This is a genomic window from uncultured Alloprevotella sp., assembly GCF_963536905.1.
In the GTDB taxonomy this organism is placed as follows: domain Bacteria; phylum Bacteroidota; class Bacteroidia; order Bacteroidales; family Bacteroidaceae; genus Alloprevotella.
The window spans coordinates 1-15476 of record NZ_CAUTBW010000001.1; the positions used below are offsets into that span (position 1 = coordinate 1).

12 protein-coding genes are annotated in these 15476 nt (G+C 50.3%); 3 read left to right on the forward strand and 9 right to left on the reverse strand.

Annotated elements, in window-relative coordinates; translation table 11 throughout:
* On the forward strand, positions 1-632 hold a 632-nt coding region (locus ABLA33_RS00005), incomplete at its 5' end, for a thiamine-phosphate kinase (protein WP_347718739.1).
* Between the two features lie 132 nt (positions 633-764).
* On the opposite strand, the gene ABLA33_RS00010 is transcribed toward ABLA33_RS00005, so the two are convergent.
* From ABLA33_RS00010 to ABLA33_RS00045, 8 genes are all read right to left on the reverse strand, one after another.
* The gene (locus ABLA33_RS00010) at positions 765-1127 is read right to left on the reverse strand and encodes a DUF488 domain-containing protein (protein WP_311489575.1); all 363 of its coding nucleotides are present in this window, start codon (positions 1125-1127) and stop codon (positions 765-767) included.
* A gap of 12 nt (positions 1128-1139) precedes the next feature.
* Positions 1140-1538, reverse strand: coding sequence for an FKBP-type peptidyl-prolyl cis-trans isomerase (locus ABLA33_RS00015; RefSeq protein WP_311489576.1), 399 nt, complete (start codon positions 1536-1538; stop codon positions 1140-1142).
* A gap of 79 nt (positions 1539-1617) precedes the next feature.
* Entirely contained in the window at positions 1618-2250 is a 633-nt protein-coding gene (locus ABLA33_RS00020; RefSeq protein WP_311489577.1) for an HAD family phosphatase, read from the reverse strand.
* A 41-nt stretch (positions 2251-2291) separates the two neighbouring features.
* Positions 2292-2918: a flavodoxin family protein gene (locus ABLA33_RS00025; protein WP_311489660.1), complete on the reverse strand. Its 627-nt coding sequence runs from the start codon at positions 2916-2918 to the stop codon at positions 2292-2294.
* On the reverse strand, positions 2902-4080 hold the full coding sequence (locus tag ABLA33_RS00030) for an iron-containing alcohol dehydrogenase (protein WP_311489578.1): 1179 nt from the start codon (positions 4078-4080) through the stop codon (positions 2902-2904). The genes ABLA33_RS00025 and ABLA33_RS00030 overlap by 17 nt, the downstream gene beginning before the upstream one ends.
* Before the next feature lie 66 nt (positions 4081-4146).
* Positions 4147-6294, reverse strand: coding sequence for a S8 family peptidase (locus ABLA33_RS00035; protein WP_347718740.1), 2148 nt, complete (start codon positions 6292-6294; stop codon positions 4147-4149).
* Positions 6295-6401: 107 nt separating this feature from the next.
* Positions 6402-7694 carry an L-serine ammonia-lyase, iron-sulfur-dependent, subunit alpha gene (locus tag ABLA33_RS00040; protein ID WP_347718741.1) on the reverse strand — a complete coding sequence of 431 codons (1293 nt, stop codon included), beginning with the start codon at positions 7692-7694 and terminating at the stop codon, positions 6402-6404.
* A gap of 146 nt (positions 7695-7840) precedes the next feature.
* Positions 7841-8263, reverse strand: coding sequence for a helix-turn-helix domain-containing protein (locus ABLA33_RS00045; protein ID WP_311489581.1), 423 nt, complete (start codon positions 8261-8263; stop codon positions 7841-7843).
* Positions 8264-9086: 823 nt separating this feature from the next.
* Here ABLA33_RS00045 and ABLA33_RS00050 point away from each other — a divergent pair.
* Positions 9087-11168 carry a TonB-dependent receptor gene (locus ABLA33_RS00050; protein WP_347718742.1) on the forward strand — a complete coding sequence of 694 codons (2082 nt, stop codon included), beginning with the start codon at positions 9087-9089 and terminating at the stop codon, positions 11166-11168.
* Between the two features lie 94 nt (positions 11169-11262).
* On the opposite strand, the gene ABLA33_RS00055 is transcribed toward ABLA33_RS00050, so the two are convergent.
* Complete coding sequence (locus ABLA33_RS00055) at positions 11263-12639, reverse strand: hypothetical protein (RefSeq protein ID WP_347718743.1); 1377 nt, start codon at positions 12637-12639, stop codon at positions 11263-11265.
* A 276-nt stretch (positions 12640-12915) separates the two neighbouring features.
* On the opposite strand from ABLA33_RS00055, the gene ABLA33_RS00060 reads away from it, so the two are divergent.
* On the forward strand, positions 12916-15306 hold the full coding sequence (locus ABLA33_RS00060; protein ID WP_311489584.1) for a GH92 family glycosyl hydrolase: 2391 nt from the start codon (positions 12916-12918) through the stop codon (positions 15304-15306).
* Positions 15307-15476 lie beyond the last annotated feature (170 nt).

Genomic DNA, 15476 nt, shown 5'->3' on the forward strand with positions numbered 1-15476 from the left:
GCTTGGCTCTCAGTCTGACGTGTATCGGTGAAGCATCAGCCGAAGACCTTGTTTATCGCAGTGGCGCAAAAGAGAACGACCTCATTTGCGTGAGCGGTAATCTCGGAGCGGCCTACATGGGACTCCAACTGATGGAGCGGGAGAAGCGCGTTTTTGAAAGTCGCCCCGCACAGGATGCCGAAGCCGCGCAACCCGATTTTGCAGGGCGCGAATATCTCCTTGAGCGTTTCCTCAAGCCCGAAGCCCGTCGCGACATCGTTGAACGCCTGCGCACTGCTGGCGTTCGGCCAACGGCCATGATGGACGTCAGCGACGGCTTGTCGAGCGAATTGCTCCACATCTGCCGTGCGAGCCATTGCGGTTGCCGCGTCTATGAAGAGCGCATCCCGCTCGACTATCAAACGGCTGTGACGGCAGAAGAACTCAATCTGAATGTGACGACCTGCGCGCTCAACGGAGGCGAGGACTACGAACTGCTCTTCACTGTGCCGCTCACCGACCATGAGAAAGTGGAGCAAATGGAGGATGTGGCCGTCATCGGAGCTATCACGCGCGAAGCCTTAGGCCCACAGCTCGTGGCACGCGATGGACAAGAATTTGAATTGAAAGCACAAGGATTTAAGGCATTCTAAGATAGGAATCATTCAAAAGAATCAACAAAAAGCCCCTTCCAGTATTCCCGCAAAGAGAACTGGAGGGGGCTTTGCTTATTAGTTGGACTGGTCAGACTAGTCCGACCAGTCCGAGAACTTCCTTTTTCTTTTTTACAACCGCTTTTTCAGCCAGTCGCACAGGACGATGGCGTGGTTGTGTTGCTCGTCTTTAGCACCATAGAGGAGAGTGACGTTGTGCTGCTGGAGTTGCTCGCGGCAGCGTTCCACAAAGGCTGGAGCTTCAGGATTAGCATTGAGTTCGGCTGTATATTGTTCCGTGAAGTCAGGGAAGCGTTCCGGCTGATGATTGAACCATTGGCGCAAACTCGTGGTAGGCGAAATCTCTTTGCCCCAATAGTCGATGGCAGCTTTTTCTTTTGCCATGCCACGCGGCCAAAGTTTGTCGGTTAGGATGCGATAACCATCTGTTAGTTCAACCGGCGCATAGATGCGTTTTACAATAAGCTGATACATATTCTATAGGTTTTAAGAAACACTTATAAGTTCCAAATCGAAGATGAGTGTAGAGCAACCAGGAATATCTCCTGAGGAGCGCGTGCCATAAGCCTCAGAGTGGGGGATGTAGAGCGTCCAGCGGTCGCCAGCATGCATAGCGCGCAGAGCAATCTGGAAGCCCGTGATGAGATCACTCACGCGGAAGGCTTCAGGATAGCCGCGTTCCCACGCATCATCAAACACCTTGCCCGAGATGAGGCTCCCACGATAGTAGCACGTTACGATGGAGCGCGGTCCTACATCGCGCGTCCCGTCGCCCGACTTAGTGATGCGATACAAGATGCCGTGGGGCAATTCGTGGATGCCCTCTTCTTTGCGGATTTCTTCGAGGAATTCCTCGTTTTTGCGGAGATATTCTTTTTTGTTCATATTTTGTTTTTGGAAAAAATAAAGGGGCAGCTGCATAGGCAGGTTGCCCCATATAGTTGCAGGGAGAAGTCTGAAAAAGTTAGGGGAGGCGCAACAGTTGAAATAATTCTTCTGTCCAATCCTCGCCATTGACGGGCTGGAAGGTGGCTATTCCCAATTGCTGCGCAGCAGAAATGTTGTGGGATGAGTCGTCGACAAATAGGAGTTCCTCGGGGTGTACGCCTTCAGCTTCGAGCACGCGGTGGAAGATTTCGGCCGACGGTTTCATCACCTTCATCTGATAGCTCAGATAGAGCGCGTCCACATAGTCGGCAAGGGAATTTCCGTTGCCGTCAAAGTCCTTGCTCAAGGCCCAACCCATCATGAAAGGATTCGTATTAGAAAGGATAGAAAGACCATAACCCTCGCGGCGGAGACGCTGTAAGGCTTCAAGATTGCGCTGCGGGAGTCCGTCGCAATAGCCTCGCCAAGCGTAGCTACAATCCTCGATAGTCACGGCGCGTCCGATGAGCAAACTCAGTTGCCAGCGGAAGTCCTCCGCCGTAATCTTACCTTCTTCCAATTGCCCAAAGATGCCCTGCTGCGTGTAAGCACCCAGTCGTTCCTCCGCATCGAGCAATCCTATCTGCTTGAAGCGTTCCACGGCCTGTTGTTGGTTCTGTCGGATGATGACTCCTCCGAAATCGAAAGCGATTCTTTTGATTTTATTCATTGCGTTATCCTTTTGTTTGTTACGGCAAAGTTAGTGATTTCTCACCGAATGATTTTTTGTGCCAGTCGGTGCGCACGTTGCAAGTCCTTCGGCGTGAGTGGGTGTTTCTTTGTGCCGCCTCGTTCCAGCGTTCCACAGATTCGGAAACCACTCCATTTCAGGATTTCTTTCAAGGCTCGCACCACGCCGCGCGTTTGATGGAACCAAATGTTGAACGGCCAGAATGTGGTGCTGGTGCTGACAATTGCCGCCCGCTTGCCCTTCATCAATCCGATGGGAATACCGCGTTTGTCTTCGTCCATCATTCCGTAGACGAGGCGGTCAAAGAGAATTTTTAGTTCGCCAGGGATGTTGCCCCAATAGCAGGGCGCGCCGATGATGAGGAATTCACACGCCTGCAGTTCCTCCAGCACTCGCACGGAATCGTCCTCGGGCAGACAGCAAGCATGCTTACTGCGGCAGTACATACAGCCCGTGCAATGCCTCATTTGTAGGTCGGCCGTTCGGATGAGATGCACCTCTTTACCCGCTTCTTGCAGTGTGCGTTGTATTTCTTCCAGCATTTGCGCGATGAGCCCTTTTCGGCGCGGACTGGCATTGATGATGAGCACTCGCCCCTTGATGGTTTCCGTGGGGGCGGGGGAGCCATGGTTATCCTCTGACGGCATATTCATAGATTTGACGCGTGTGTGCCTCGTTGAGCGGGACAAAATTACCCACCAGTTCGCCTTTGGTCACATGGAGATGACTGTTGATGAGTTCCAAGTCGAAGTTGTCGATGCCCAATTCAGCGATGTTTGTAGGCATTCCGATGGTGTGGAAAAAAGCCTTTAAGCGCGCAATGCCTTCGAGCGCATCGGCTCGCTTGTTAGCCGTAGCAGGAACATTCCACACCTTATGTGCGTAGTGGGCCACTTTATCTACATTGTGGTCGGCCATGAATGTCAGCCAAGCCGGGAAGATAACTGCCAATCCTGCACCATGTGTGACACCATAGAAAGCACTGAGTTCGTGCTCGATGGCGTGTGACGACCAGTCCTCCTCGTTGCCCGTGCCACAGAGTCCCGTGTGTGCCAGCGTACCACACCACATCAGTGCAGCGCGCGCATCATAATCGTTGGGACTTGCTAAGACTTTCGGCGTCACCTCAATGATGGTGCGCAACAGCGACTCACTCAGCGCGTCCGTCACTTCAGTGTGCGGCGTATTGGTGAAGTAACGCTCCTGGATATGTGCCATCATATCGACCGCTCCGGCCGCAGTCTGGTAGGGCGGGAGCGTCATGGTGAGTTCGGGGTTCATGATAGCAAACTTTGGGCGCAGGGCGCGCGGCGTTCGGAGGCTGATCTTTTTGTTTGTACTCACTTGTGTGATGACGGAGTTGCCCGAGCCCTCACTACCTGCAGCCGGAATGGTGAGGACAACGCCCACGGGCAGCGCGGTCTGAATAATGGCCGTACCCGCATAAAAGTCCCAAAAATCACCCTCATAAACCAATCCGGCCGCAATGGCCTTGGCCGTGTCGATAACAGAACCGCCGCCAATAGCCAACAGCATATCGACCTGCTTTTCTTTACCTAAGCGGATGCCTTCATAAACCTTTGTATCTATGGGATTGGGTTGGATGCCACCAAAGAGCGTGTAGTCGACGCCCGCCCTACGGAGCGATTCCTCCACTCGGCCTGCCAAACCAGTGTGGACGATGCGTTCGCTACCATACACCAGCAATACGTGGTGGCCACCATACCGCGCCACCATTTCTCCCGTTCGCTCTTCTGTGTTCTTACCGAAGACGAACTCCGTAGGACTATAAAAAACAAAGTTGTTCATACCTATATTTCCTTAAAATAAAAAAGGCCTCATCCAGAAGGACGAGGCCTATGAGAGTTTTTATACTTATTTGACAACGACCTTCTTGCTCACCGTGGCATTTGCTGTGGTGACATTGAGGAGATAGACGCCAGCGGGCAAACCGCTCAAGCTGATGGTTTCCTCCTGGCCTCGGCTGATGCCTTGCAAGTTGCGCTGGTTCAGCAGTTGTCCACTCACGTTGTAAATAGCTATGTGGGCAAAATTCTCATCGCTGTTGAAGAGAATGTTCCAAGCCTCGGGCTTCATGTTGATAGTGACAGGCTGGTTGGTATATTCCACCGGATTAATACCCGTACTATTATCCATAGTGAGAGCCATTTTGAGTCCTTCGTAAGCATCCAGTTTTCCGTAGCCAAACGTAGGCGTCCATGTGTCATTTCCGGTGTATCTGTCGTGGCGAGCCGTTTTTTTGAGAATCTCAACGATTTGTTCAGAAGTCAATTTAGGATTGGCTTGCATCCAAAGGGCTATTGTACCCGTAACTACCGGCGTTGCCATGGAAGTTCCGTTCATTGCACCATAGTAATAAGTCTTTCCATTGATAACCAGTTTGTGTGTCACTTCTTCCTGCAAATCGTCAAGACCATGATCGTATTGGTTGAAAGCAGAAAGTATGAAAGTTCCTGGGGCAGCAATGGTGGGCTTCATGATGGTAGAGTCGCCCAGCCATGGACCAGGACTGGAGAATTTCGCAATCCTACCTGGGGTATAGCCAGGTAGAGAGTATGTAGAGCCTTCTGAGTTTGTGAAACGCGTAGAGAGGGTGTAGGCCGCAACGGAAATAGCACTCGGTACGTTAGCACCGCCTTCGCTACTGAGATATTTACTGTCGCCTCTGAGGAAACCGCCCGCTGAGTTGTCAAATTCACCATATTCAACTTCCATCCAGCAGTGGACCTCGGCATCCTTTTGGCCCGTGAGTTCAACGCCGAATTGTGCATCACTACCTCCGATAGATTCGATGGTAGAACTATTCAAAACGAAGGAGAAGAAGTGCTTGTTATTGTTTTGGTCGATGTCGTCATCGATACCTAAACCGCCTCCGCTAAGCGTAGAGATCTGGCTGTCGGTCAGATACGTTTTTCTACCATTATAATAGTAGAACGGACGGAATGTTACATGCTTTTGACCGTCTGCGATAGTCTCCCAGCACTGCCCAATAAGAAGGGTGTTATTTCCCCTGTTCGGAGAGTCTGGCGTCTTTACAAGGAATGATTTCGATTGATTGTCGGCCGTGAACTTGTGATAAGTGTGGATGGGGTCTTCACCTTCGTTGCCCGCTGCTGCCACTAGAACGCCGTTGTATCGCTTAAAGAGGCGGTCCATTGTGCGGTCGTAAGTGGTGGTGCCATCGTGTGGGCCGCTCTGTGCGCCCAAACTCATGTTCACCACGAAAGGTTGTTTTTTTTGCTGCGCATATTGTGCTATAGCACGAACATCCTCCAGCATTTCTTTCTCATCGAATGAAGAAGAAATGAAGTAGAGGTCGGCGGCTGGAGCAATACCCTGCAAATCGTTGCCGAGGTTGCGTCCACCAGCGATATTAGCAACGTGAGTGGCGTGTCCCTGTGCTTGCAGACCATCGCCTTGATTGGGAAGAACCGTTGTGGGATTGGCTGATGTGGGCTTTGCTCCGCGTCTCCACCACATTTTTACGCGGGTTTCGTTCTTAGCGTTGGTGAAAGCTAAGTGCTTGGGATAGAAGCCTTGGTCTATCACGCCGATGAGCACGCCTGTGCCATCAAACGGCGTGTCGAGATTGGTTCCTGCCTGCACTTTGTCGGCTCCAATGTCGTGACGGGCCTGTTTGAGCAGCGGACGGAACTTTCTCGAAACCTGCATGATATTGATATCATTGCGTGTAGCGAGTTGCTGAATCTGTGCCGCAGTGAGCGTGGCCGAAAGGATGTTGTCATCAATAGCCGTCACATCGAATCCTTCAGCTTGGAGTTCTTTCTCCAGGGCTTCGGCGTTCTTCGCATCAATAAGGATGGAGAACTCTTCGGGTTGGGTGGCACTGATTCCGCGGGCTTTTGCCGCTGTGGCTTGTTTTACGAGGCGCTCCAGTTGAGTAGACATTTTGCTACCATTGCCGCAGAGGGCTGTTTGCGCCATTACTGAAGAACTGATTGTCAGACCAAAGGCTAACGTGCAAAGTATTTGTTTCTTCATTGATAAATATGAATATTTTGTTTATATGTACGCAAAATTAAAAAATATCCAGACACATTCCAAGAAAGGAGTGTCTGGATAGCTATTTTTTTTGCTTGTGGTGCTAATTATTTTTTATGCGTCATGATATTGAGTACGCAGCGGTCGGTTTCGTCCATAGCATCTGTACCGATAGAAACGAGGTTGCGGATACTTTGTTCCACGTCGTCGTCGATGATACCTTCCACGCTCGTAACATATTCGTTCTGCATGGCCAGCATAGCACACATCACGGCCGTGCTAACGCCTGTGGTGAGCTTCATCGCACAGCTGGGCTTTGCTCCGTCGCAGATCATACCCGTTAGGTTAGCAATCATATTCTGAACCGCGTATGTAATCTGTTGGTAGTTGCCGCCCATCAAGTAGGTAATGCCGCAACTCGAACCCGTGGCAGCCACCACGCAACCACAGAGAGCCGAAAGCGTGCCAAGATGTTCTTTTATATAAATGACAGTGAGGTGCGAGAGCATGAGCGCCCGAATCATTTCCTCCTCCGTATTGTTGTTTTCGCGCGCAAAGACCACAATGGGATTGGTAGCACAGATGCCTTGATTGCCGCTGCCGCTATTGCTCATCACGGGAATCATTGCTCCAGCCATTCGAGCATCGCAAGCGCAGGATGTGCTAGAGATGATGTGTGAGAAGATGCTGTCGCCCATAATTCCACGACCGATGGGGCGAGAAAGAATCTTACCCAACCGATGGCCGTAGTTGCCTTTGAGCGAAAGTTGTGCCGCTTTCTCATTGAGCTGGCGTGCTTCGTCGATAAATCGGATTTCCTCGAGCGGCGTTGTGGTTGCAAACTCATAGACTTTTTTGAGAGATAGCCCTGATTTTTCTTTCTTCACCTCATTGTTTCCCTGTTGCTGGTTTTGTTCATCTAATAATATGGTTCTGTCTGTTTTGAGGAGAGTGAAGCGAGTGTGTTCATGAGCTATGGCAGCTGTGGCCGAGTGGCCACCAGCTGTCACACATATTTCGACATAGAGTTTGTCGCACGCGTTTTGCGCCAGATCAATGTGGATGCGTTCTTCAGCAATGAATTTTTTTCCTTCTTCTACAGCCGCAGTGTCGACATCGCGAAGGACTTCTAAACCGTAGTCAGACTTTCCCACCAAGGCTCCGAGAGCGATGGCAATGGGAAGGCCCACCATGCCGGTGTTGGGAATGCCTACTCCCATGGCGTTTTTTAGGATATTTGCACTCAGGTGTGCTTCAATGCGTTCTGGACGTTGTCCAAGTAGTTCCGTAGCTTTTGCCGTTGCCAGTGCCACGCAGACAGGTTCGGTACATCCGATGGCGGGTACAACCCAATGGCGTACCAAGCGGATGATTTTTTCGCGTTCTTGCGTATCTAACATAGTCTTTGTTGGATATAAAGAGATTTATGAGCGGGGAGGGGAAAGCCTTCCCCAGTACCTAGTTATATATTTAAGATTTCTGTTATTGCCCAAAGCGTCGTTCCTGTCCTCTGCCATAGGGCGAGTGGATGGCCTCTTTTATTGGCTCAATCCTTTTTTGCTTTTGTGCCGAGAGCTTGCACTCGGTACTGTCGCGGAGTCATTTTTTCTTCTCGATGGAAAGCCAAGTAGAAAGCTTGGCGAGAGGCAAAGCCGCAGTGCAGGCCAATTTCCTCCACAGATTGATCGCGGTAGCGAGGACTGGAAAGCATTTTGCGTGCATCGCGCAAACGGTAGTTATTCACTAGAGCGTTGTAATTGTCGCCCGTGTGTAGGGCCACCACCACAGAGATGTATCTCGGGTTGGTCTTCAGATCAATCGCCAGTTGACGGGCTGAATAATCTGGATCTCGGTAAAGTTTCTCCACTCCAATTTTCTGGATGATTCGAACGAAAAGCTGGTCGGCTATGTCATCTTTAATTCGAGCATAAGACAACTTCTCCGTGTCAATAGTTTTGGAGTTTGCCATAGTTCACTGTGTTATTATAATTTATGCAACAAGTATTTGTTAATGCAAAGGTATTGATTATATTTAAAAAATCCACAAAAAGAAGATGTTTTTTGAAATTTATTTTTTCTGTCATAAAAACATGTTTAATAACATGTATAATAGTAAGATTAATAATGTGTTATGGTAAAATTTCGCAGGCAATAAATCTATTATTTAGCACTAAAAATATGTTGCGAAACATATAAACAAGGCCTTAAAGTCTTGTTTTTTGTGTTAAATGGCACTCAAGTTGTATTCACACCTTCCCCAATGACGCGGATTTTCTGCTCTATTGTGTCCTTAAATTCTTGCTATTCAGTGGAAAACGGATGAATTTAAACGCTTATTTTCTCGATTCTTCGAAATTGGGCAACCATGCTGGTTCATAACGGCTTTGTGTAGGGAGAAAAATCTCTTTGCAGCGAACGAAAAATATCCTTATTGCGTTTTCAAATACAATAAGGGCGTCAGCTGACAGCCTTATTGTGTCAGCTGACGCAATAAGGATATTTTTTGCTATCTCAGAATTGCTTGTAAATAAGAAGATGATGTGTGATTAAAGGTTTGTTTTGTAGTGGTTTATACTTCTTTTGTGCTCAAATCGTCTATGCTCTCTCGAAAGGTAAAAAAGAAAAACTTTTCTGCACATATAGCTCATTCTTTGCTTTCTATATTTTCCTCTATAGTGATGAGTTCTTTCCGTTTTTTTCCATTCCAGAAGCCCTTCTTTTGCTGGCTCGGGGCAAAATGTTAAATTTGCAGCGCGGGAGGAAAGTCCCCTTTATTTTTTCTATTAAAACACATGAATAATTCAACAAATCTGAAGCTCAAGCCGGTGGTATTCCACCACTTCAGCCGCAAGTCCTATGCGCTCTTCTCTGTACTGAAGCGAGAAGTGACGGTGGGCGTGCTGAGTGTGGCCACAGTCACAACGGCTTCCGCTGCCATTACGTTGTCCGACGTACGCCCCGTTCCAGCTGGGCGCATCGACACTGTAGTGCTGAACAGCGCCGAGGTAACGGCCTCGCGAGCTCCTTTGGCTGCTCAGGTAGCAGCCCGTCAGGTGACCACGTTGAGCCGCGCGGACATTGCGGCTGCGGGGGTCACGAGTGTGAACGACGTATTGAAACTGGCCGCGGGTGTAGATGTCCGTCAGCGCGGCGGTTTTGGTATTCAGACGGACATCAGCATTGATGGAGGCACTTTCGACCAAATCACGCTGCTTGTGAACGGCGTTCCCATCAATAATCCTCAAACAGGCCATAATGCAGCCGATTTCCCTGTTAATATTTCCGACATCGATCACATTGAAATCCTGCAAGGGGCTGCTTCGCGCATCTTCGGTTCGCAGGCTTTTAGTGGTGCCATCAATATTGTGACGAAGCCTCTGGGCGATGCTCTCTTCTTGAAGGCTGAGGGCGGTTCGTACGGTACGTTCCGCGAAGAATTGCGTTCCTCCCATCGTTGGCAGCGTTTCAATATGACGCTGTCGCGCTCTATGCAGCGTTCGGACGGAGCTGTTGAAAATGCCGACTACAAGACCAACAAGGTGTTTTGGACAGGCCGTCTGAGCCTGCCGCGTTTTGTGCTGAAATCTCAAGCCAGTGCGTTGTGGAACGACTTTGGGGCTAACACGTTCTACTCCGCTGCCTTTCCCAATCAGTGGGAGGCCACGCGCCGTTTCATGGTGGCACTGCAAGGCGAGTGGAGCGGGCGCATCCATCTCTCCCCACAACTCAGCTGGGCGCGCAATGTGGATCATTTCCAACTGATTCGAGGCACGAAGAAAGCTGAGAATTTCCATCGTGGTAACGTGTTGAACAGTGGGCTCAATGCTTGGACCGACTGGGCTGCAGGACGTACTCTTCTCGGAGTGGAATTGCGCTATGAGGACATACAGAGTTCTAATCTCGGACTTCCCGTAGACTCGTCGAAGTTTGTCCGCGTCCACGGCCAGCGCAATAGCTTCTACACGCACCGCGACCATCGCACGAACACTTCGCTCTTCTTGGAACACACGCTGGTGCTGAACCATTGGACTTTCTCGGCAGGTGTCATGGGACAGACCAATACGAGCGTGCGCGGCGGACTGCGTTTCTATCCGGGCGTGGATGTGGCTTACCGACCGATGCAGAGCCTCAAACTTTTTGCCAGCTTCAACCGCTCGATGCGATTGCCCACGTTCACCGACCTTTACTATAAGAGTCCGACACAGGAGGGCAACAAGGATTTGAAAGCTGAAGAGAATAGTTCGTTCCGTGTGGGAGCGGACTACGTTTTGAAAGGCTTTAAGGCGCAGGCCTCAGCTTTCTACAACCGTGGAAATAACATGATCGACTGGGTGATGCGTTCGCCCACGGATAAGTTTCATGCCACTTCGTTCAACCTTGATAACGTGGGCGTTAGCCTACAGATGGATGCCGACCTCCGCGTGTTGCTCGGCCAGCATCAGCCGTTGGAGCGTTTCGCCGTGAGCTATGCTTATATCCATCAGAATCGCCGCGATGGAGAAGCTTATTTCAAATCCAATTATGCGCTGGAGTATCTGCGCCACAAATTGGTGCTCCGACTCTCACATAATATATATAAGCAGTTGGGAGCCGACTGGAGTTTGCGCGTGCAGCGCAGAGAGGGCAACTACCTTGTCTATGAGAACCACAAGAGTACGGGACAGCTCCATCCCTACGGCACGCACGCTCTTCTCGACCTGAAACTGAAGTGGGCAGCAAAGAGCTGGACGGCTTACGTGGATATGTCGAACCTCACCGCAACGCGCTACTTCGATTTGGGCAATGTGCGCCAACCGGGCTTTGTGGTGATGGCCGGCGCAGATATTCGGTTGAACGACTTCAACTTTATGAAAAAAGTCTTCGGCCGTCCCTAAATTTTTCTCTCTCGACTTTCCTTCCACACAACAAAAGCCGCTGCAACTCTCTGAAGAGTGCAGCGGCTTCTTTTTATGTCGTTCGACGAACTGTTTACTTCACGTAAACTTTCTTGCCGTTCTGGATGTAAAGACCCTTAGTGGGAGCTTCAACGCGACGACCTTGGAGGTCGTAAGTAGCATTGGATACGCGAACCGCAGTATTGGGCGTTGTGATACCCGTATAGGTATTAGCTTCTTTTTGGTCGTAAGTCAGATCAAGACCAATGCCCCAGTTGAACGCATGGAATTTGCCATCGTTGTCAAACTGGAAGATGTTGATTGAGAGAGGCAGATCCTTGTAGTCCTTACCATTGTAGGAGAACGAAATAGCTCCATAGCCAGTTTGTCCATCAGACATTCCTTCAGAGATTACAGGTACTGGACTGAAAGCCTTAGTGCCCGTTGCGGAAGGACGCACACGAACCATTAGAGTCTGGTTGGCAGCGATGGCTTCTTTAGCAGAGAAGTGAACCACATAGATGGCAGCTTGCTGACCTTTTGCAGGGATGAGAGTTACCTTATCGGCTGTCAGCTGAGCCTGCAGAGGCTCACTGGCCGGACGCCCGTTTTCAAGTGGAACAAGGTCTACGGCAACATCAGAAGCCTTCACCTCTTGTGTACCATCAGCATAGAACATAGCTTCTCCGCCTAAGATGTAAGCCGGTGCAGAGCTGTTGAACAAGAAGAGCTCATAGGCTGCTGTCACCTTCAGCTCTTGGTTGCCAAATTTCTTACCGAAAGTTTTGGTGATATTGCTGTTGGCTTTATCGCTGTTAAAGCCGAAGTAGTCGCTAATATTGATAGTGCCAGCCAAACGGCGTACGTCATAATTTACAGAAGGGTAAAGCGTTTCTCTGCGCAATGCGCCACCGCCGTAAACAACAATATTTCCCAGTGAGAATGTATCTGCTGTTGTTTTAGCATTGAGTGGAGACGAACCCACCTTGCTGCTGCAAATGAGCTGCGGGGCGGGCAGTGCAACAGCAGGATATGTAACGGTCAGCACAGAGTCTGTACCACCCTGAATCTCCTTCGTGAGGTAAGTGTACTCTTGTTGATCTTCAGAGACCTTTTGTGCAGGGTCAGCGTACATCCATTTGCATTTCTCTCCTACCATGACGCCTTGGAAGGAAAGGGCTGTGTTGGCCGGTGCAATGAGGTAGCCTTGGTACGCGTTAAACTGGTTGTCGGCTCCAGCCCAGAAGCAGCCCGCTGGACGTGCGTAGAAAGCGGAAGGAGCAGTGGAAGTGATGCGGGCACCCATCTTGTTGGCTTGGAGCGCCTTTCTTGCTTTGTTCACAGCTTTCTGGTTGAGCGACAGAGTAGTCACCGCGTTGCGACCACTAAGGTTCACCTCTTGGAGCTGGGTTTGAGCCATAGAAGCAAGGCCGAAGGCTGCGAGAGCCGAAAGGAGTAAAGTTCTTTTCATAAGCGTGTGTTTAGATTATAAAAATATAATGAGTTGTTTCTTAGCTTTAGACAGACAAACGCCTGTTGGATTGATGGAGCGAAACTAAACCTTTTTTTTGAAGAATGCAAGTTTCAATAACCTTTTTTAATAAATATGTGGGAAAATACCTCGTTTTAGCTACCATAACTGATAAAACTCGGTTTTCTTCCTTTCTCTTCTTAAACATGTGTTTTGTGTTGTCCGATATATTAAAAAAAAGGAAGGGCGGATAGGAAGTGAAAAATATCCTTATCTTTGGAGCGAAGAAAACTCCTAATTATGAAGAAAATAGCTTTAGCCTTTTTGGCTGCCGCTTTGAGTTGTGCAGCGATGAGCCAGACAAGCGACCTGGCTTCCTATGTCAATCCGTTTATAGGTACGGGCGGACACGGCCATACGCACCCTGCAGCCGTTGTTCCGCATGGTATGATTCAGCCGGGGCCCGACACGCGCCACCATGGTTGGGATGCTTGCTCGGGCTACTACTATGAAGACAAGACCATCAATGGTTTTTCTCAAACGCGCTTGAGTGGTACGGGCTGCGCCGACCTTTCCGATTTCCTGCTGATGCCTTTCACTGGCACGGCCGATTTGGCGCATGTGGGCGAGAAAGGCGGAAAATATCGCTGCCCTTTTGCTTCTGAATTCAGCCATCAGCAGGAGAGTGCAACGCCGGGCTACTATTCCGTGTTTCTCCAACGCTACGGCATCAAAACTGAGATCACGTCGACGGAGCGAACGGCTCTGTATCGCTTCACCTACCCCGAAGGGAAGGACGCGGGTATGATTCTCGACCTCGACTATAACAACCAGAATCAGTATATGCTGGAGTTCGACTACGAACAGTTGAACGATCACACGATGCGCGTATTCCACCGCTCGTTGGGTTGGGCCTATAATCAGCCCATCTATGGCATTTTCGAATTTTCTCAGCCTTTCACCTACGAAGTAGTACGCGACACCGTGCGCGAAGCCAACCGCGACTATCCTTGCTGCAAGCTGGTGCTCCATTTCAAGGACGTGCCAACCAACACGAAGCAGTTGCTCTGTCGCGTGGCACTCTCTTATGTCGACTACAACGGCGCACAGAACAATCTGCGCTGCGAGCAACCCGGTTGGGACTTTGACGGAACCCGCGCTGCTGCACGTGCGCTCTGGAACGATGAATTGAGCAAAATACAAATCAAGGACATGGCCGACAATGCCGATTCTGTTCGCCAAATTTTCTATACGGCTCTTTATCACGCCCAATTAGAACCGATGCTCTTCAGTGATGTCGATGGTCGCTATTTGGGAATGGACTTGAAAGTGCACCAAGGATTGCAGGAAGATCCGATGTACACAGTGTTCTCTCTATGGGACACTCACCGCGCTTTGCATCCGCTCATCAGCATCATCGACCCCGCGCGCAATGAAGCCTACATTCGCAGCCTTATCCGCAAGGGCGACGAGCTGGGAATAGTGCCAAAGTGGGAGCTGGCAGGCAACGAAACGGCTTGCATGATTGGCTACCACTACGTGTCCCTCGTGGCCGATATGTACACCAAGGGCTACCACAATTTCAACCTTCAGCGCGCCTATCGCCATGCACTGCGCTGCGCTGAATACGACACAACGGGCATCGCTCCAGTATTCCCACGTTGGAAGATGGAAGAAATCGAACCTTCCGCCAAATACTACAAAAATACGCAAGCCTACATACCGTTCGACAAAGCCAGTGAGAGCGTGGCGCGCGCCTTAGAGTTTGCTTACAATGATTGGTGTATCAGTCAGCTGGCTGAGGCTGTGGGCGATACGGCCAATGCGCGCCGCTATCAGCAGTTCGGGCAGGCTTATCGTCAATACTTCGATGCTAAAACGGGCTTCATGCGCGGCAAGGACTCACAGGGAAATTGGCGCACACCTTTCGATCCCGTGAGCAGTACGCACCGCATGGACGACTATACGGAGGGCACCGCGTGGCAGTGGACTTGGTTCGTGCCGCAGGACCCTGAAGGACTCGCCTCTCTCTTTGGCGGGCGCAAGAAAATGCTCCACAAGCTCGATTCGCTCTTTGTGATGTCCAGCAAGATGACCGGCGACAATGTCAGTCCAGATATTAGCGGCATGATTGGCCAGTATGCCCACGGCAACGAACCTGGACATGGGACGATATTCCTATATAATTATATGCGTGAACCTTGGCGCACGCAGGAACTCTGTGATAGCATTCTCTACGGCCTGTACTATGCCGGCCCGAATGGCCTAAGCGGCAACGAGGACTGTGGACAGATGTCGGCCTGGTACATACTCAACGCGATGGGCTTCTATCAGTTCTGCCCCGGTCGCCCTGTCTACACCATCAGTCGCCCCATCTTCGGCGAAGTGAGCATCTCTCTGCCCAACAATCGTCAGTTCACGGTGCGCACCATCGGCAACAGCCGTCAGAACAAATACATTCGCCGCGTGCGCCTCAATGGCGTTGTCCTCACCGCTCCTTTTTTTACCCACGAACAACTCATGGAGGGCGGCGTACTGGAAATAGAGATGAGTGCTACTCCTACGAAGTGGGGCACAGACGCCAAGCCCGTGAAACTCTATATGCCCAAGCGGCCGATAAAGCCCATAAAGCCGATAAAGCCCATAAAGCCCGCTCGCAATCGTTGAGCTTTCCCGTGTGGCGGGTTTGTCCCACGGCTATCTTCAGCCCTGCAAATCACCACCTTTACCCTCTAAAAAATCCCTGCTCCAAAAAGGAGTAGGGATTTTCTTGTTTTTTTGAAAAACCAGCGTCTTTCTCTTTGTGGGAGAAGGAGAGAGGACTTTCTGTAGGATCG